The organism is Alistipes sp. AF14-19 (genome assembly GCF_003461645.1).
GTDB classification, from domain to species: Bacteria; Bacteroidota; Bacteroidia; order Bacteroidales; family Rikenellaceae; genus Alistipes; species Alistipes shahii.
On the sequence record NZ_QTXM01000004.1, the window covers coordinates 138,182 to 157,374 of the forward strand.

The 19,193-nt window shown below is 63.4% G+C and carries 15 protein-coding genes; 2 read left to right on the plus strand and 13 right to left on the minus strand.

Annotated elements, in window-relative coordinates; all coding sequences use genetic code 11:
* Positions 1–13 precede the first annotated feature (13 nt).
* Positions 14–832, minus strand: a complete 819-nt coding sequence (locus tag DWW03_RS05740) for an NYN domain-containing protein (RefSeq protein WP_022061472.1) — start codon at positions 830–832, stop codon at positions 14–16.
* Positions 833–1,049: 217 nt separating this feature from the next.
* Between DWW03_RS05740 and DWW03_RS05745 the strand changes: the two genes are divergently transcribed.
* On the plus strand, positions 1,050–1,325 hold the full coding sequence (locus DWW03_RS05745) for a putative quinol monooxygenase (RefSeq protein WP_015547815.1): 276 nt from the start codon (positions 1,050–1,052) through the stop codon (positions 1,323–1,325).
* A 59-nt stretch (positions 1,326–1,384) separates the two neighbouring features.
* On the opposite strand, the gene rd is transcribed toward DWW03_RS05745, so the two are convergent.
* From rd to DWW03_RS05760, 3 genes are all read right to left on the minus strand, one after another.
* Positions 1,385–2,122, minus strand: coding sequence for a rubredoxin (gene rd, locus DWW03_RS05750; RefSeq protein WP_162852210.1), 738 nt, complete (start codon positions 2,120–2,122; stop codon positions 1,385–1,387).
* A gap of 170 nt (positions 2,123–2,292) precedes the next feature.
* Complete coding sequence (locus DWW03_RS05755) at positions 2,293–4,032, minus strand: hypothetical protein (protein WP_022061470.1); 1,740 nt, start codon at positions 4,030–4,032, stop codon at positions 2,293–2,295.
* Positions 4,033–4,034: 2 nt separating this feature from the next.
* Complete coding sequence (locus DWW03_RS05760) at positions 4,035–7,013, minus strand: tetratricopeptide repeat protein (protein ID WP_118406492.1); 2,979 nt, start codon at positions 7,011–7,013, stop codon at positions 4,035–4,037.
* A gap of 111 nt (positions 7,014–7,124) precedes the next feature.
* On the opposite strand from DWW03_RS05760, the gene DWW03_RS05765 reads away from it, so the two are divergent.
* Entirely contained in the window at positions 7,125–7,532 is a 408-nt protein-coding gene (locus DWW03_RS05765; RefSeq protein ID WP_118406470.1) for an OsmC family protein, read from the plus strand.
* Positions 7,533–7,580: 48 nt separating this feature from the next.
* Here DWW03_RS05765 and DWW03_RS05770 read toward each other — a convergent pair whose 3' ends face one another.
* The 9 genes from DWW03_RS05770 to sufB all read right to left on the minus strand — a co-directional run bounded on the left by DWW03_RS05770 (position 7,581) and on the right by sufB (position 19,151).
* Positions 7,581–8,819: a TolC family protein gene (locus tag DWW03_RS05770; RefSeq protein ID WP_118406471.1), complete on the minus strand. Its 1,239-nt coding sequence runs from the start codon at positions 8,817–8,819 to the stop codon at positions 7,581–7,583.
* Positions 8,816–11,848 carry an efflux RND transporter permease subunit gene (locus DWW03_RS05775; RefSeq protein ID WP_118406472.1) on the minus strand — a complete coding sequence of 1,011 codons (3,033 nt, stop codon included), beginning with the start codon at positions 11,846–11,848 and terminating at the stop codon, positions 8,816–8,818. Before DWW03_RS05775 ends, DWW03_RS05770 begins: the two co-directional genes overlap by 4 nt.
* Positions 11,849–11,855: 7 nt before the next feature.
* Positions 11,856–12,884: an efflux RND transporter periplasmic adaptor subunit gene (locus DWW03_RS05780; RefSeq protein ID WP_118406473.1), complete on the minus strand. Its 1,029-nt coding sequence runs from the start codon at positions 12,882–12,884 to the stop codon at positions 11,856–11,858.
* A gap of 61 nt (positions 12,885–12,945) precedes the next feature.
* A complete protein-coding gene (locus DWW03_RS05785) occupies positions 12,946–14,052 on the minus strand; it encodes a BT_3928 family protein (RefSeq protein ID WP_118406474.1) in 1,107 nt (368 codons plus the stop codon).
* Positions 14,049–14,735 (minus strand): dTMP kinase, encoded by a 687-nt coding sequence (locus DWW03_RS05790; protein ID WP_015546591.1) that lies wholly within the window; start codon positions 14,733–14,735, stop codon positions 14,049–14,051. The genes DWW03_RS05785 and DWW03_RS05790 overlap by 4 nt, the downstream gene beginning before the upstream one ends.
* Positions 14,736–14,754: 19 nt before the next feature.
* Positions 14,755–15,975, minus strand: a complete 1,221-nt coding sequence (locus DWW03_RS05795; protein ID WP_118406475.1) for a SufS family cysteine desulfurase — start codon at positions 15,973–15,975, stop codon at positions 14,755–14,757.
* A 3-nt stretch (positions 15,976–15,978) separates the two neighbouring features.
* Positions 15,979–16,800, minus strand: a complete 822-nt coding sequence (locus tag DWW03_RS05800) for a SufD family Fe-S cluster assembly protein (RefSeq protein ID WP_022062371.1) — start codon at positions 16,798–16,800, stop codon at positions 15,979–15,981.
* Positions 16,800–17,552: a Fe-S cluster assembly ATPase SufC gene (sufC, locus tag DWW03_RS05805; protein WP_022062370.1), complete on the minus strand. Its 753-nt coding sequence runs from the start codon at positions 17,550–17,552 to the stop codon at positions 16,800–16,802. Before sufC ends, DWW03_RS05800 begins: the two co-directional genes overlap by 1 nt.
* Positions 17,553–17,705: 153 nt before the next feature.
* Positions 17,706–19,151: a Fe-S cluster assembly protein SufB gene (gene sufB, locus DWW03_RS05810; RefSeq protein ID WP_022062369.1), complete on the minus strand. Its 1,446-nt coding sequence runs from the start codon at positions 19,149–19,151 to the stop codon at positions 17,706–17,708.
* Positions 19,152–19,193: the final 42 nt, after the last annotated feature.

Here is a 19,193-nt window from a genome sequence, read left to right on the forward strand (position 1 = left end):
AATACGGAAAGCCCTACCCCACCCGGTTGCGGACGTAGACCCGTTGCTGCTCCGTCTTCATGTCGACGGCATCGGAAAGCGCCCGGACCAGGAGCGAAAGTTTCTTGTAGCCGTAGTTGCGGGGGTCGAAATCCGGCATCTTCTTCGACAGCACGCTGCCCACGTCGCCCAGAGAGGCCCAGCCGCTGTCGTCGGCGGCATCGTCGATCGTGTTCTCCAGCAGCGTGCGGAATTCGTCGTCGAACGGACGGATGATCGTCGAGGCGTGCCCCGCATCCGGCGACGGTTTCTTTTCCCCGGCAGTTTCGGCGGCCGGACCCACAGGCGCTTCGGCCCCGGCGGATCTTTTCGCGTCCGCCTTTTTCTTCGCAGGGGCCGCCTTCTCCGGCGGCGTCTGCCCGAGGATTTCGACGTAGATGAATTTGTCGCAGGACTTGATGAACGGCTTCGGCGTCTTCTTCTCGCCGAACCCCAGCACCTCCCGGCCCGATTCGCGGATACGGCTGGCCAGGCGCGTGTAGTCGCTGTCGCTCGACACGATGCAGAATCCGTCCACGCCCTCCTTGTGCAGAATGTCCATCGCGTCGATGATCAGCGCCGAATCGGTCGCGTTCTTGCCCGTCGTATAGGCGTACTGCTGAATGGGCGTGATGGAGTTCTCCAGCAGCACCTCTTTCCAGGCGGCGAATTTCGGATTGGTGAAATCCCCGTAAATGCGTTTTATCGTCGGTGTGCCGTAGTTGGCGATCTCATCCAGAATATCCTTTATCTTGCGGTGCGAGATGTTGTCGGCATCGACCAGCACCGCGAATTTCTTGTCGTTCAGTTCCATAATTAATGCGGTTAAAGGCACAAGATACAAAAAATTCCGGCAACTCGCACCCCGCAGCCGCCGGACGGTTCCCTCGCGGACTCCTCCCCGACGCCGCAGAAGCGGGACTTCCGGCGGGATTTCCGGGGAAGTCGACAATTTGTTTCCGCCGACGGCGCACCGTCACCGAAAAATTCGTTATATTTGCAAAACGACAAAACCAAAAAACTGGAAACCAATGATACGTCTCAATGTATTTATCCGCACGACGGAAAGCAACCGCGAAGAACTGGTGCGCACAGCCAAGGAGCTGGCAGCCGCTTCGCTCAAGGACGAGGGATGCGTGGCCTACGACCTGTTCGAAAGCGCCACGCGCAGCGACGTGCTGATGATCTGCGAAACCTGGAGCAATGCAAAGGCCCTCGCGGCCCACGAACAGGCGTCGCACTTCACGACCCTCGTGCCGCGTCTGGAACAGCTGGGCGAACTGAAAATCGAAAAGTTCGTCTTCTGATCCGTTCCCGCGACCCGGGCACAAAAAAACCTCCGCGTTTGCACGCGGAGGTTTTTCGTTTACTCCTCGACAGCCTCGAAGTCAGTCTTGTAGAGTCCGCAGATCGGGCAGGTCCAGTCGTCGGGAATCTCCTCGAACGGCGTCCCCGGCTCGATGCCCGTCTCGGGATCGCCCTTCGCCGGGTCGTAGACGTAGTCGCAGGCCGTGCACTTGTACCGCTTCGGGATGCAGCGGTCGGCGACCTTTTGCCAGTCGATCAGCTCCCAGAACGCCGCCAGAAAATCGGGACGACGGTTGCGGTAGTCGATGTAATAGGCGTGCTCCCAAACGTCCACGGTCATCACCGGACGCAGTCCGTCGGTCATCGGGTTGCCGGCGTTCGGCTTGGCGACGATCGACAGCTTCCCGGCCTTGTCCATCGCCAGCCACGCCCATCCGGAGCCGAACAGCCCCACGGCGGCCTTGGTGAACTGCTCCTTGAAAGCCTCCACCGAACCGAACGCCTCGGTGAGTTTGGCGGCCAGTTTCGCGGGCATCGGCTGCTGCGCGGGAGTCAGCATCCGGAAAAAGAAGGTATGGTTCCAGGCCTGGGCGGCATTGTTGAAAATGCCCCCATCGGCCTTGCGAACGATCTCGTCGAGCGGCATCTCCTCGTAAGGCGTCCCCGCGATCAGGTTGTTCAGGTTGTTCACATAAGTCTGCAAATGCTTTCCATAGTGGTAATCGAAGGTCTCTTTGCTCATCTTCGGAGCAAGCGCTTCCGGTGCATAGGGAAGCTCGGGCATTGTATGTTTCATAGTCGTGTGAATTAAATTCGCTCCAATATAGCGAAATTTCCGGTCGGTTCTTCCCGACAGCCGAAAATGATCATCAATTAAACGAATTGTCGTCTTTCGCGAGGGGCAAAAAAACGGGGGCTTTTCGAAAAAGCCCCCGTTCCGGAAAACCGCTCCCGGCGGAAACGGTTTCAGAAATTGGCCTTGACGCCCACCGTGAAATTGGCTCCCAGTTCGGGATACCAGGGGTATTCGTACAGGCGGCGGTTGACGAGGTTGCGGCCCTCGGCGAAGAGCGTCACGCGGCCCGAAACCTTCCAGTCGAAATTCACCCGCAGGTCCACGCCGAAGGGCGCTTCGAAAGACGGACCACAGACCGGTTCCGAAGCGTCGGTCGTAGCCGAAAGGTCGATCACCGTCCAGCGGCGCACGCCCTGCATCAGCGCCTTCACCCCGAACGAGACCTTGCGGCCCTCGTAGGCGACGCCCACGTTCCCGGCGAACGACGGAGCGCCGTTTTTCAGATCCGTCTCGTCGTTATAGAGATAGCCGTGCACGTCCAGGTCGAATTTCAGCGCACTCACGGGCCGAAACTCGATCTCGCCGTTGAACGAAGTGACGGTCTGCCGCGCCATCACAGGGACCAGAACGCCCTGAAAAACCTCCGAAAAAGCAGGATCGTCCGACAAACTCCGGTACGTGGTCCAGAAAAGATGGTTGTCGCGGACCGACACCCCGGCGTAGACACGGTAGTCGAAGCGGCTGCGCCAGAGACTGCCGCCCAGTCCGAGACGGAAATTGTAGTCCACGGAACTTTTGTCGAGCCACGTCGAGGAGGCGACATAGGGATTTTCCAGCGTCAGCGCCCGGAAGTCGTTCGGCGTCACCGCGCCGTCGGCCTCGAAGAAGGGTTTCAGCCCCGGCGTTCCGAGATTGAAATCGAGCCGGGCGAAAGGAATGACATAATTTTCACTCTTCACGAGGTTCGAGGGTTCTCCTTCGAACTCGGTCCGGTCGCGGTAGTAGTCGGCCCCCACGTCGAAGCGCACGACCCCGCCGGCGAAACCGTAGCGCAGGGCGGCGTGGATCAGCTGCTGGCTGCTGCCCTCCAGCGATTTCTGCCCGGACCGCAATTCGTATCCCGCTTCGAGCGAGAACCTGCTGCGGCCGAATCCCCGGGCGATCTTCGCCCGGGCCCCGAGTGCGGTCTGCCGGGCCTTGTCGCCGTAATCCGGCCACTCGGAGTGGTCGAAGAACATCCCCCCGCGCAGGGCTATTTCAAAGTTCGTGCGGCTCAGGTCCTGAAAATTGTCTCCGAAACGCACCGCGACGTTCGCATCGCCGTAGTCGTTCATCCCCCCGATCCCGAGGCCCGCACCGTCTCCGTCGGCCCAGGCCCCGTAACGGTGATACATCCGGTTGTCGTAGTAAATGTCGCCTTCGAGGATGTGCCGGCCGAAATACTTGCCCGCGGCGGCCCCGATGCGGTTGAACATCCGCGTCGAATTGTTCTTCACCCCGAAATCGTTTTTAATATCGGCGTACCGCCCCTCGTGGTTGACGTACCCCACGACGTAGCCCGTCGACGGATTCTGCGACGAGGCGTAGAAGTCCAGCACCGAGTTGAGCGGATACCCCGCCCCGGCCTTCAGGTAGAAGGGCAGCGGGCGGTTGAACTCCCAGTAGGTCACCGTCGCGGGGCGGATCGGACGCGGCGAGAGCGTCGTGCGCAACGACAGCGGCGTAATGGTGTAGTCGATTTCGGGGCGCATGCGCGCCGTGTCGGTCATATCGGGCTGGACGGCCAGTTTCGAGGCGCTCTCCACCTTCGGGACATAGGCCTTGGTCACTTCGACCTGCTTTTCGACCTGCGCCGCAGCCAACTGCGGCAGCACCGCCGCGAGAGCGGCCACTATCAGCATCTTCTTCATCGTCAGTTGAGTTTTGCGATTCGCGCCTTCGCTTCGTCCACGATGCCGTCGTCGGCAGGCGAATAACCGTCGGCGACACTCTGCCACGTTGCCCGGGCCTGGAAATTATCCCCTTTCTTCACATACACGTCGCCCAGCAGGATAAAGGCCTTGGCCAGCCAGTAGGCCTGCGGCTCCCGTTCGGAGAAGGCGAAGACCTCCTTTTCGGTCTTGTCCATGTCGCCGCTCCCGAACGTGGATTCAATCACGTAATAGGCAGCCTCGGAACCCTCTTTCGTGCGCACGTCCTTCGCCAGTTCGCGGTAGAGCTTCACGGCCTCGTCGCGGCGGCCTTCGGCGCGCAGTTGCCCGGCCCAGGCGTACTTCGCTTCGCGGAGCGCCGCGGCCCCCGCATCGTCGTGCCCGCAGACGTCGGCGGCCATCGCGGCGATCTTCGCCCCGTCGCCCCCGGCCACCGTCGCACGCACATAACCCTTCATGGCCTCCTCGCGGCCCGTTTTGGTCGGCGCGGCGTCGTAAAGCCGGCGGTAGGCCGAGGCGGCCTCGTCCCAGCGTTCGTCGGCATAAGTCATCTCGGAGAGCTTCTCCAGCACGGCGACCGTGTACTGGGTCGTCCCCCGGTCGGCGAGCGCCGTGAGCGTCTCGATGGCCTCCCCGCGCTCGCCCGAGCGGAGGTAGCAGTCGCTCAAATAGTAGAGCGCGTCGGTCAGGTAATACCCCTTCGGATAGCTCTGCACATAGCTGCGCAGCGACTTCGCGGCAGCCTCCTGCTGTCCGTCGAGGTAGAGTTTCTGTGCCGCGGCGAACGACAGCGAGTCGCGCGAAAGGGCCGTCAGGTCGCTCTCCAGTCCGGCCTTGGCGGCGTAGTCGAAATAGGCGTCGGCGTCGCCCTGCGAAACGTAGATCTCGCGGATCGACTGCATCGCGCCCCTGGCTTCCGAGGAGTGGGGCGACGCCCCGATCACCCGATCGTAATACTTGAGCGACTTTTGCTTGTCGCCCAGATTCAGGTAGGCCAGCCCGAGGTCGGATAGCGCCTGCGTGCAGCGCGGCGACGACGGATAGGCGGCCACGAACTTTTCGAGCTGCGCGGCGCCCTCGGCATACTTCTCCTGCGCGATGTAGCTGCGTCCCAGCTCGTAGGAGGCTTCGTCGGCATAGTCGCCGCCCGAAGCGGCGATCTGCCGCAGGGCCTGCTGCTTCTGGTCCGTGCGGCCCAGGATGCCGAGCGTCACGGCCCGTTTGTAGCGGGCGTACTGCTGTTCGGGCGTCGCCAGGGCGATGGCTTTGTCATACTCCCCCACGGCCTCCTCGAAACGGCGGTCGGAATAGGCCGCGTCGCCCAACCGGTTGTAGGCGTCGGCGCGGTAACGGTCGCGCGGCGACCAGGCGGCGAGGAACTTTCGGAACGAAGCCTGCGCCTGCCCCAGGTCGTTGCGGTCGAAGGCGCAGTAACCGAGATTGTACCACGCCAGCGCATACTCCCGCTCGGTGCGGGGCGCACGCTTCAGGTAGGCGTTGTATTTGGCCGCCGCCACCGGGTAGTCGCCCTGTGCGAAGGCGATTTCACCCTGCCAGAAGGCATTCAGCGCGGTGTACTTGGGGCTGACGTTCACCGCGGCGGATTCCGTGAGGTAACGCTGCGCCGCACGCATGTCGCCCGCCTTGTAGGCCTCCAGAGCGCGGAAATAGGTGATCTTCTGCAACGCCGCGCGGATGTCGGCGTCGCCCGAGGGCATCTGTTTGATGGCCCTGTACGCGGCATCGTAGTCGCGGGAGTTGTAGTAAGCGGCGATCAGCAGCGCACGGGCCTCCTCCGCGCGCGGCGACGAAGGATAGCGTTCGACATAGCGCGTCAGCACGTTGATCGCGCCGTTGAAGGCGCCGCCGCCCAGTTCGTACTGCAATTTGGCGTAGTTGAACAGCGCGTCCTCGGCCACCGTCGCGTCGAGCGACTCGTCGGAAGCCATCGCGAAAGCCTGCATCGCCGACTCCTTGTCCCCGGCGCGCAGGTAACAGTCGGCCAGGTGGTAGGAGGCGTTCTGCGTCAGCGCGTCTTCGGCGCCGCACGCCTTGCGCAGCCACTCCGCGGCCTCCGCATAGCGGGCCGTGCGGTAGAGCGAGAAGCCCTCCAGGTAGCTGGCGTCGCGGTCCATCTCCCCGCCGGCCTTCCGGAAAGCCGCGAGGTGCTCCAGCGTCCTGTTGAAATCCTCCAGCCGGAACCACGATTCGGCGACCACGCGCTCCAGCTCGGCGCGCCGCTCGGGAACGGCCCGGCGGGCCAGCGTCTCGCCGTTTTCGACCACATAGCGGTAGTTGCCCTCGCGGAACTCGATCTGCATGAGGTAGTAGGGAACCACGTCGCGGTAGGCGTCGCTGCGCAGAAGCGCCGTGAAGGCCTGCTTCGCACGGCCGTAACGCCCTTCGGCGTAGTCGATATAGGCCTTGTAGTAACGGGCGTGATCGACGTATTCGCTGCGGCTGCCGATGCGGTCGAAATAGTCGTACGCCTTCCGGTAGTCGCCCCCGGCGAACGCGACGTAGCCCATGCGGATGTCGTACTGCTCGCGGCGCGGCGCGCTCAACGCCTTGTAATCGGTCTGCTCGAAAGCCTCGCGGGCCTTTTCCATGTTCCCCGCGGCGCAGTAGAACGAACCGAGCGCGAAACGCACGTCATTGGCGTAGACCGATTCGGGATAACGCTCCGCGAATTCGCGCAAGGCCCCTTCGGCATCGGGGCTGCCCAGCTCCACGGCGCAGGCGGCCAGGTAAAAATCCGCCTCCTGGGCCAGCAGGCGGTCCGAAGGCGTCAGCGCCGCCCTGACGCGCAGGAATTCCTGCCGGGCGTCGCTCCAGCGGCCGTAATCGAACAGGTCGCGGGCGCGCCCCGCGAGGGTCTCTATTTCAGGCCCGGCAGCCTGCGCGCCGAAGGCGCACGCCGCAAGGGCAAGGGTCAGCAATGAAATCCGGAATTTTCGCATATGCATTGTTTCACTAAATACGGGCAAATATACGAATTTTTGCCCATCCGCACACTACCAAAGGAACGGAATTTGCCCCCGGGTTATTGTTGAACACAAAAACCGAAATCCATGATTGAAAAAGTAACTTTACAGATGTCCGGAAACGGGAAATTCCGGACCGAAAACGGCACCGGATGCGACGCGATGAATCCCAAGACCCTGATGCTCTACGCCGCGGCGCAATGCTCCGCCCAGACGGCGCTGATGATCATGCAGAAAGAGCGCATCACGCCCAAACGCTTCGAAATCAGCTATTCGGGCGATTTATCCGCCGAGACGGTTCAATCCGAAAGCGTATACCGCTCGTTCCATGTGGTTTACAACGTCGAATGCAGCTCCGAAGACGACCAGGCGAAGGTCGGCCGCGCACTGGAACTGACACACGAAAAGTACTGCGGCATGGTGCAGATGCTGCGCAGGATCGCACCCGTGTCGCGCGAAATCGCGGTGGTCAGCACCCAGCCGGCGAAGGCGTAGAACGCCCGGCGGCAGGAAAAAACGGCGGAGAGATTCTCCGCCGTTTTTCTATTGCGCCGTGATGCGCTGGTAGTCCGACACCGCCACGGCATAGTTGTAATGCGCCCGGATGGCGTTCGAATAGAGCTGAATCCAGCTCAACTGGGCTTGCAGGACGTCGAGGATCGTCGCCAGGCCTTCGCCGTAGGAATAGGTGCTGATGGAGAGGTTCTCGCCCGCGATGCGGAGGCTCTCTTCCGAGGCGTCGACCTGCGCGCGGCTCTGCACGAGGGCCGTCCAGCCGTTCATCTCCTCGCGCACGATGTCGTCGTGCACGAGCGCGGCGTTCCACTCCTGCTGCAACTGCACGGCGCGCGCGGCCCCCACGGCCCGGCGGCGTTCGCCCCAGTGGAAGATCGGCACGGAGAGTTTCACGAAAGCCGATCCGTCGACGTAGGTCGCCCCCGTGCTGTTGGGGTAATAGGGCTGCCACATGCCGCCGACACCCACGCTCAACTGCGGATTGAACGGCGCGCGGACGGCCCGGATTCCCGCCTCGGCCTGCTCCGAGCGCAGCCGTGCGGCGGCATAGTCGGGACGCCGCTCCAGCGCCTCGGCCGCCACGACCCGTCCGGGCATCGGCAGCGAGTCGCGGATGCCCTGCGCGAGCTGTACGCCGAGCGCGGCGTCGGTTCCGCGGAGGATGTTGAAGTTATGGAGCGCGACCTCGTAACTCTGCTCGGCGCTCACGAGCGAGTATTCGGCCTCGCTCAACCGTGCGTCGATCATCAGCACGTCGCCCTTGGCGATATAGCCCTCCGAAAAGCGGCGGTCGACGACCTCCTTGAGCGAACGGATGATCGCGACATACTGCCGCATCGAGGCGGCATAGAGTTCCACGGCCGAGAGGTTCCAGTAGGCGTAGTCGGCGGCATAGCGCACGTCGAGGCGCGAAAACTCCTCGTCGCACAGCGCGATGCCGTAGCCCAGTTCGGCCTGCCGGGCCGCGGCCCGCACCGCACCGCCGCCGTAGACGGTCTGCACCAGCTGCGGCAGGAGGCTGAACGTCCAGCGTTCCACGCCGTCGAAATGGCGCACGGTCGCCGTGAAACTGCCGTCCATCGCGAGCCGCGGCAAGTAGCCCGTACGGGCCTGCCCCGCCGTCTCGGCCGCCGCATCGCTCTTCGAGGCGGCGATCTTCAGCTGCCAGCTGTAATCGGCGACGGCAGCGCGGTAGTCGGCGAGCGAGGTCTGCCCCAGCGCCGGGACGCAGAGCCAAAGGGCGATTATCGAAACTGTTATCTTCATGGCTTGCGGATATTGTAGAACAGCGCGTAGACCACCGGCAGGACGCAGACCGTCAGCAGCGTGGCGACCAGCAGTCCGCCCATGATCGTGGCGGCCATCGCGCCGAACATCGAGTCGAACAACAGCGGCAGCATGCCCAGAATGGTCGTTCCCGAGGCCATCGCCACCGGGACGATACGGCTGCGCGTCGCAGAGGTCAGGGCCTCGTAGGGGTCTTTGCCCGCGGCCCGCAGCACGCCGATCTGCTCGACGAGCACCACGGCGTTCTTGATGTTCATGCCGACGAGTCCCAGCAACCCCAGCAGGGAGAAAAAGTTGAACACCTTGCCCGTGACGGCCAGTCCCAGCACCACGCCGATGAAGATCAGGGGGATCATCAGTAGAATGACGACCGGCTCGCGGTAGTTGCGCAGCAGCAGCAGCAGGACGATGAGGATGAGCACCAGCGTCAGCGGCATGTATTCGGCCAGCGCCTCGTTGGACTCCTGCTGGCTCTCCTGCTCGCCGAAGACCTTCATCGAGTAGCCCTCGGGAAGCACCACGGCGCGGTCCACCGAATCGCGCAGCGCGGCGAACAACTGCATGGTGTTGACCCCGCGGCCCGGGTCGCATTGGGCCTTCATCACCCGCTGGCGGTTGAAACGCTTGATGACGCCCGGCCGGAAATCGAAACGGAATCCGTCGGTCGCCTGCTCAATCGAAAAGACCTTGCCCGAAGGATTGAAGATCGGCAGGGCCTGCAAATTGGTCAGGTTATACGAACCGATGTTCTCGTCTTTCAGAAGGATCGGCATGAACTGGTCGCCCTCGCGGTATTCGCCCAGCGTGTATCCCTGCGTGGCGATGGTGATGCCGCGGGCCATCTGGCTGCGGGTGATACCGATGCGCTGGCCCTTCATCTGCGAGTAGACCGGCTGCCACATCGGCACGCGGTTGCCCCAGCCGTTGCGGATGTTTACGGCTCCGGGGGTGCGCCACATCACCTCTTCGGCCCGGGCCGCGAGACGGCGCAGCGTGTCGACGTCGTCGCCGATGAAGCCGAATTCGATGGCCGCGTCAGGCACGGGCGAGAGCTTGAAGAGCGACGAGCGCAGCCACACGTCGGGAAAATTCGCGGTGACATAGGCGTTGAAACGCTCCTCGACGGCCTCGGTCTGCCGCTTGTCGTGCAGTTCGACGAGGATGTTGCCGAAATTGGGACGCAACGAAATGCTACTGCTGGCCAGATAGTAACGCGGCGGCGTCGACCCGAGCGTCATCGAGACGGTCTTCACCTCGGGCTGCGCGCGCAGCCACTCCTCCATGGCGAGCAGATTACGCTCCGTATCGCGGATATTATACCCGTCGGGCAGCAGCACGTCGGCCCGGAAATAAGGTTTGTCGAGCGACGGAAAGAAGTTCTGGGGCATCAGCCCCATGACGACCAGCGACAGGACGAACAGCCCCGCGACCGTCGCCGTGACGGCCCACCGCCACCGCAGCAGGGCGGCCAGCAGGCGGTCGAAGGCGCGGTAGAAGCGCGTGTCGTAGGGATCGCCGGCGACAGGTTTCACCTTGAGCATGAAATTGCCGAACAGCGGCGTCTGCGTCAGGGCCAGCACCCAGCTCAACAGCAGCGAGAGAGCCAGCACGACGAACAGCGGCTTGACGATCTCGGCCACCGACGAGGGGGCGAGGTACAGCGGCAGAAACGAGAATATGGCGATCAGCGTGGCCCCCAGCAGGCTCCACCGCGGGGCGTTGGCTCCCTCGACAACGGCCGTGCGGCGTGCCGCGCCCCGCAGCATGGCCTGTTGTGCATTGTCGGTGACGACGATGGCGTTGTCGACGAGCATGCCCATCGCGATGATGAAACCGGCCAGCGAGGTGCGGTTCAGCCCCTCGCCCAGAAACTGCATCAGGAGCAGCGTGCCGCCGATCGAAAAGAGCAGCGAACTGCCGATCAGCACCCCGGCGCGGAAGCCCATGACGAGCATGATGATCAGAATGACGATCGCAACCGACTCGGCGAGGTTGAGAATGAACGTGGAATTGGCCTCCCGGGCGATGCGGTTCTCGGGATAGAGCACCGTCAGCTCCATGCCCAGCGGCATCTGCCGCGTGAGCGAAGCCAGCAGGGATTCGATCTCCGCACCGGTCTTCACCACGTCGACGCCCTCCTCGGTCGAGACGCCGATGCCCACGGCGCGGCGGCCGTCGACGCGCATCATCGTCTGCGGCGGCTCGGCGTAGCCCCGCTCGACGCGGGCGATGTCGCCCAGGCGGTACTGTTTGCCCGAAGAGGAGATCAGCAGCTGGTCCGAAAGGTCGTCGAGCGTCTTGTAGGTCCCGTCCTCGAGAATCTGTATCTGGAGTTTTCCGGCCTGCTTCTCACCGCTGTCGACGATGGAATTCTGCTGGCCGATGGTCGCGACGATGGTTTCGGGACGGATGGCGAAATTGGCCAGCGTCGCCATGCTGACATAGACGTTCACCACGGGCGTCTGTTCGCCGTAAAGGGCCACCTTCTGCACGCCGTCGACCGTCACGAGCGCCGTTTTGAGCCGCTGCGCCCAGTCGCGCAGTTCGGACCAGGTGAAGCCTCCGTCGACCGAAAGCCCGTAGTAGATGCCGTACACGTCGCCGAAATCGTCGGCGACGGTCACCGCCGAAGCCCCCGCGGGCAGGCGCGGCTGGACGTTGAGCACCTTGCGGCGCAGTTCGTCCCACAGTTGCGGAATTTCGGCGGCGGGTGTGGCCGGGTCCAGTTCGACCTGTATCTTCGAAAGCCCGTAATAGGATTCCGAAGTGATTTTATGCACGCGGCGCATCGACTGCACCTCGCGTTCGATGGGTTCAGTGACAAGCTCCTCGACCTGCTGCGGCGTGGCCCCCGGATAGGAGCAGACGAGCGACGCCGACTTGATGACGAAGACCGCATCCTCCTTCTTGCCCAGCGTGGCGAACCCCAGGGCGCCTCCCGCCAGCAGCACGGCGAGGAAGAACCAGATCACCTTGGCGCTGCGCAGCGAATATTCGGGCAGGTTCATGGCGGCGTCAGTTTAAGATCCGGACCCGTTCGCCCTCGCGCAGCTGGTAAACGCCCGCCGTGACGACCCGTTCGCCGGGCGCGACACCGCTGTCGACGACCACCCGGTCGCGGCCGAACAGCTCCCCGAGCGTCACCTCGCGGCGCATGACGCGGTCGCCCGCGCCGACGATCCAGACGTAGGTCCCGCCCCCGGCCGGGGCGTAGACGGCCGAAACGGGCAGCGACACGGCATCGGGAACGGGATCGGCGCTCAACATGGTGATCGTGCACGACATGCCGGGCGAGATGCGGTAACGGGCCGGATCGGGGTTTTCGAGAGTCAGCGACACGGGGAATCCCGAGGCGTCGGACGAGGTTTCGACATACTCTTTCAGGCGGGCCGGAATGGCCGCGCCCCGGTAGTTGTCGAACGCGACGGTAAAGCGCGTGGAGCTGTCCCGCAACAGCGGCAGCGCGTTTTCGGGCAGCGTGAACTGGACGGTCGAGGTGACGGGATTGACCAGCCGGAGAATCGGCTGTCCGGCCTGCACGCGTTCGAAATTATCGACGTACTTGCGCTCGACGACCCCGGCGAACGGGGCCTTCAGGCGGGTGTCCTTCAGCAGGTCGAGGGTGTTCTCGTAGGTCGAGCGGGCCTGCGCATAGCGCGTCGCGGCCGCTTCGGCCTCCTGCCGCGACACCGCCTCGTGCTCCAGCAGCCGCTGCATGCGCTGCTGCTGCGAGCGGGTCTCCTCGAAGGCCGAGCGGGTCGCCGCGACCTGCAACTCGATGTCCCGGGGGTCGAGTTCGGCGAGCAGCTCCCCCTTCTTCACGCCCGCGCCCTGCGAAACGGGCACGTCGAGGACCTGCCCCGCCACCTTGAAGGCGAGGTTCACAGCGTCGTCGGGAGTAGCCATGCCGGCGAAATCCTTGTCGATAAGTCCCGCGCCGGCAGCCGTCGCCACCTTCACGGGGCGTACCACCGCAGGTGCGGGCGTCTTACGGGAACACGCCCCGGCAAGCAGGGCGATCGCTAAAATGGGGATGATTCGCATACGAAAAAAGTTGACACCGTTTCCGGCGTCAACTTTCATACCAGCGTCCCGCAGGATGCCCCTACGGACGAATATCGCGACAGTTCTTTTTAGAGGTGATGGTTCCGTCGTCCAGCACGACAAGCCCGTTATCGGCGCGGAGCATGGTTTTCATCGTCGAGGCGTCGATGTTGTAGCACCGCACCTCCACCGTGCCGAACTCGTGCCACGTGACGCCGTAAAGCGGATCGGGCGTCAGGCAGACCACGTGCGCACCCTCCTCACGGGCGCGCTCCGCAAGCCGGGCCATGCGCCGTGCGCACGAACGCGGCAGGCGGTCGAAAGCCGTGACGCAGAGCATGTAAACCCGCCCCGGCATCGTCAGCACCTCCTCCGTGGCGTCGCCCTCGGCGTCGCGCAGGGCGAATTCGCTCACAAGAGGTCTCACGGCCGGGACTTCGCTCGTGGTGCGGGTGTCGACCCACTCCCATTTTTCGGCATCCTGCCACTCGGTGTCTTCCAGCGAGAACTCGCGCTCGCGGCCCGTCCGCCTGTTGCGGTAGACCAGCACGGTTTCCGACTCGCCCGGCTCGACGATGGGAGCCTGCATCGCCTCGCGGATATTGACCCCGACCTTATAGGGCAGGAAATCCACGAGCGGCAGGTGAATGTAACAGTAATAGCCGAGGTACATCGCCAGAAAGAAGAACGTGCAGGTAAGCACGATCTCCAGCGGTTTGAAGGCGAAAATCTTGTCGGGCCGGTAACGCCACCACACCACGAAGGCCATCGGCAGCAGCACGACGTTCTTGACGAAAGTCTCCCACGGGGTAAGTTTCAGCGCCTCGCCGAAGCACCCGCAGTCCTCGACGGGGATGAGCGTGGCGCTCAACAGCGTCAGCAGCGTGAAGAAAACCATCGACAGCACGGCGAAGATCGAAATCAGCCGGATACGGACCTTGAACAGCAGCATGCAGCCCATCATCAGCTCCGCGCCGCACAGCCAGATCGAAAAGACCATCGCCCCGGGCTGCAGGTAGTCGAGTCCGTAGATCGAAAGGTACTCGTTGACCTTCAGCGCCGTGCCCCACGGATCTATCACCTTCGTGAAACCCGAAACGATGAACGTGCAGGCGAGGATCAGCCGGCAGACGTTGGCCGCGATTTTGAAAGTCCGGGTCTTTCTCATCGCGCGTCGAGTATCGGGGCCAGCACGGCCCGTATTTTTTCGAAATTATGTTCGGGCGAACCCATCGCCCCCGACGGATCGCTGCAATCGACCACACGCAGCGAATCGTCCTTCGCCGCGGCGGCGAGGTACACCTCGCGCACGCGCCGTTGCAGGTCGAGAGCGTCTTCGTGAATGTCCCGGCTGCCTTGCAGGTAGTCGCGGTCGTCTCCCTCGCGGACCTCCGTGAGCTTTCGTTCGGTGAAGGCGAACGGCACGTCGAGGAACAGCGACAGATCGGGGCGCGGCAGGTCGTTGTAACCGAATTCCAGGTCCAGAATCCACTGCGCGAGGCGGTCGCGCCGCTCGCCGGCAGGTAGTTTCGCACACTGGAAACCCACGTTCGAATAGACGTAACGGTCGAGGACCACGGCTTTGCCTTCGGCGATCCACGCCCGGATCTGCGGGCCGGCCGCCGCCCGGTCGCCCGCGAAGAGCAGGGCCACCAGATAGGGGTCGACTTCGTTCACGCCGCCGAATTCGCCGCGCAGGAAGCGGGCGATCAGTTCGCCGTAGACCGGCGCATCGAAACGCGGAAAATGAACGTATTCGCTCTCCACGCCACGTTCTGCGAGCAACTGGCGCAACATCCGGATCTGGGTCGACTTGCCCGCTCCGTCCAAGCCTTCGAGTACGATGAACATAGGTAGTAGTTTTTAATTTTCAGTTGCGCAGCATCTTCACGGCCCGTTCGACCCCGGCGGCCAGCGCATCGGCCTCCGCAAGCGTATTGTACAGTGCGAACGAGGCCCGGCACATGCCCGTCGTCCCGTAGTGGTCCATCACCGGCTCGGCGCAGTGCTGGCCCGTGCGGACCGCAATGCCCAGCTTGTCGAGAATCATCCCCATATCATAGGGATGCACCCCCTCGACATTGAACGAGAGAATGGCGCACTTGCCGGGCGCCGTGCCGTAAATCCGCAGTCCGCCGATCCCCTCCAGCCGCTCCGTGGCGCGGCGCAGCAGCGTCTCCTCGTGGGCTTCGATCTCCGCAGGGTCGAACCGCTGCATGAACTTCACCGCCTCGCCCAGTCCGATGGCGCCCACGAAATTGGCCGTTCCGGCCTCGAATTTCAGCGGCACGGGGGCATAGGTGGTCTTCGCGAACGTCACCGTGTCGACCATGTCGCCGCCGCCCATGAACGGCGGCATCCGTTCCAGCAGTTCGCGCTTGCCGTACAGCACGCCGATTCCCGTCGGCCCGTAGAGTTTGTGGCCCGAGAAGGCGTAGAAGTCGCAGTCCATCGCCCGGACATCGACCCCGCCGTGAACCACGCCCTGACAGCCGTCGACAACGACAACGGCCCCGACGGCATGCGCCGCTTCGACCACCGTCCGCAGGTCGGGCCGCGTGCCGAGCGTGTTGGACGCCTGCGTGACGGCCACCACGCGCGTACGTTCGTCCACGAGCGACGGCAGGAGGTCCGTGCGCAGCGCTCCCGCCTCGTCGAACGGCAGCACGCGGATTTCGGCCCCCTTGCGTTCGGCCAGCATCTGCCACGGCACGATGTTCGAGTGGTGCTCCATCTCGCTGACGAGGATGTTGTCCCCCGCTCCGACGAAGGCGTCGCCCCAGGCGTAAGCCACCGTGTTGAGCGACGCCGTGGCGCCCGCCGTGAAGACGATCTCCTCCTTTTCGGCCGCCCCGACGAACGCAGCGATCCGCTCCCGGGCGGCTTCATACAACACCGTCGCCTCCTCCGAGAGGAAATGCACCCCGCGGTGAATGTTGGCGTTCAGCTCCCGGTGAAGGCGATCGACCGTCTCGATCACCGTCCGGGGTTTCTGGGCCGTAGCCCCGCTGTCGAGGTAAACCAGCGGCTTGCCGTAGACTTCGCGGTGCAGGATCGGGAACTCCTCCCGTATTTTTTCAACGTCGAACATTTCTCACAGGGTTTCGATTTTCGCCGCGGCCCGTTCCAGGATCGCCCCGCACAACGGCTCGATGCCGCAGCGGGTCACCACGTCGCCGACGAATCCTTCGATCTGCAACCGCCGGGCCTGGGCTTCGCTCAAACCGCGCTGGCGCATGTAAAGTATCGCCTCGGCATCCATCTGCCCCACCGTCGCGCCGTGCGAGCATTTCACGTCGTCGGCGTAAATCTCCAACTGCGGCTGGGTCGTGATGCGGGCCGTCTCGCTCAGCAGGATGTTGCGGCTCTGCTGGCGGGCGTCGGTGCGCTGGGCGTCGGGAGCGACGTAGACCAGTCCGCAGAACTCCCCGACAGCCTGCCCGCCGGCAACACCTTTGATGTAGGAATTGCTGCGACAATCGGCGACATTGTGTCCCGTGCGAAGTTTCACCACGCAGTGCTCATTGCCCGCGGCGAGGAACACCCCGCCCAGCTCGTTTTCGGCATCCGCACCGTCGAGGTCGATGCGGTACGAAGCGTTGGCGCTCGACAGCAGCGCCGTCGTCAGGCGGCAGCGGCTGCGGGCGGCCTGCTTCACCGAGACCTCGGCGAACGCCTCGGCCGTGAACAGTTCGGTCAGCTCCAGCTGCGCCCCTTCGGCCAGCGTCAGCGTCAGCGACGACACGTCGGGTGCGGTATGCAGCACGACGATCCGCGCCGAAGCGCCCGCCGCGGCCTCCACGCGCAGATGCCGGGGATCGACCGCCGCAAAGGGTTCGGCCTCGGCCCCGGCGATGCGGAGCACCTCGCCGTCCGCCGCGCGGAACCCGCGGATGATGTCGGGAATCGTCTCCATCACTTGTCGTATTCGTTGATCAGCCAGTCGTACCCCTCTTTTTCGAGCTTGAGGGCCAGCGACTTGTCGCCCGAATGGATGATGCGGCCCTTGTAGAGCACATGCACCACATCGGGCACGATGTAATCCAGCAGACGCTGGTAGTGGGTGATGACCACCGTGGCGTTGTCCGCCCGGTGGAGTTTGGTGACGCCCGTGGCGACGATGCGCAGGGCGTCGATGTCGAGCCCCGAGTCGGTCTCGTCCAGGATCGCCAGCTTCGGATCGAGCATCGCCATCTGGAAAATCTCGTTCTTCTTCTTCTCGCCGCCCGAGAAGCCTTCGTTCACGGCCCGCGAGGTGAGTTTCGACGAGAGTTCCACCACGGCGCTCTTCTCGCGCATGAGTTTCAGGAATTCGGCGGCCGAAAGCGGCTCCTCGCCGCGGAACTTGCGCTGCTCGTTGACGGCCAGCTTCATAAAATTAGCCATCGTGACGCCCGGGATCTCCACCGGATACTGGAAGCCCAGGAACAGCCCCAGCCGCGCCCGGTCCTCGATGGGCATCGACAGCAGGTCGCGGCCCAGAAACTCGGCCGACCCTTCGGTGACGGTGAATTTCTCATTGCCCGCCAGCACCGACGCCAGCGTCGACTTGCCCGAGCCGTTAGGCCCCATGATGGCATGCACCTCACCGGCCCTGACTTCGAGGTCGATGCCCCGGAGAATCTCCTTGCCGTCGACCGAGGCGTGCAGATTTTTTACCTTTAACATATCATCAACTTACTATTATTCTCGTTTCCTTTTTTCGCTCTCGCAGGTCGTTTCCACGGCGTTCCGCCGTGTTTGCAAGCCTGACCCCACCCTAAACCCCTCCCTCGGGAGGGGCTTATCGCATGCGACCGGATTGCAGACGCAAACAGCAAACTACCCTACGCTGCCTTCCAACTGGAGAGCCAGCAGTTTCTGGGCTTCTACCGCAAACTCCATCGGCAGTTTGGCCAGCACCTCGCGGGCATAGCCGTTGACGATCAGCCCCACGGCGTCTTCCGTCGAGAGTCCGCGCTGGTTGCAGTAGAACAGCTGGTCGTCGGAGATTTTCGAGGTCGTGGCCTCGTGTTCCACCACACCCGTCGGGTTACGCACGTCGATCACCGGGAAGGTATGCGCCCCGCACTTGTCGCCGATCAGCAGCGAATCGCACTGCGAGTAGTTGCGGGCGTTCTCCGCCCCCTTCGCCACGCGGACCATGCCGCGGTAGGAGTTCTCGCTCCGGCCCGCCGAAATGCCCTTCGAGACGATGCGGCTGCGGGTGTTGCGGCCGATGTGGATCATCTTCGTACCCGTGTCGGCCTGCTGGAAATTGTTGGTCATGGCCACCGAGTAGAACTCCCCGACGGAGTTGTCGCCCGCGAGGATGCAGCTCGGATATTTCCACGTGATCGCCGAACCCGTCTCGACCTGCGTCCACGACAGCCGGGCGTTCTCGCGGCAGATGCCGCGCTTGGTGACGAAGTTATAAATGCCGCCCCGGCCCTGCTTGTCGCCGGGATACCAGTTCTGAACGGTGGAATACTTCACCTCGGCGTCCCGCTCGACCACGATCTCGACCACGGCGGCGTGCAGCTGGTTCTCGTCGCGCTGCGGCGCGGTGCACCCTTCGAGGTAGCTCACGTAGGCGCCCTCGTCGGCCACGATCAGCGTGCGTTCGAACTGCCCCGTGCCAGCGGCGTTGATGCGGAAATAGGTCGACAGCTCCATCGGGCAGCGCACCCCCTTGGGGATGTAGCAGAACGAGCCGTCGGAGAAGACCGCGGCGTTCAGCGCAGCGTAGAAGTTGTCGGTATAGGGCACGACGCTCCCGAGGTATTTTTTCACCAGCTCGGGAAAGTCGCGCAGCGCCTCGGAGATCGAACAGAAGAGGATGCCCTTCTCGGCCAGCACCTCCCTGAAAGTGGTCTTGACCGACACGGAGTCCATCACGGCGTCGACCGCGACGCCCGCAAGAGCCATCTGCTCTTCGAGCGGGATACCCAGTTTGTCGAACGTGCGCTTCAGCTCGGGGTCGACCTCGTCCATCGAACCGAGCTGCTTTTTGGGCTTGGGAGCCGCGTAGTAGATAATGTCCTGAAAGTCGATCGGGGGGATCGTCAGGTGGGCCCAGGTCGGAGGCTCCAGCGTCAGCCAATGGCGGTAGGCCGCCACGCGCCGCTCGGTCATCCACTCCGGCTCGCCCTTTTTGGCGGAGATCAGCCGCACGACCTCCTCCGAAAGACCCTTGCCGATGGTTTCGGTTTCGATGTCCGTCGTGAAGCCGTACTTGTATTCCTGCTCTCCGATATTCTCCAGTATGTTTTTCTCGTTTTCTGCCATTACAAGCGAAATATCATGCAAAGATACAAAATTCCATTTACA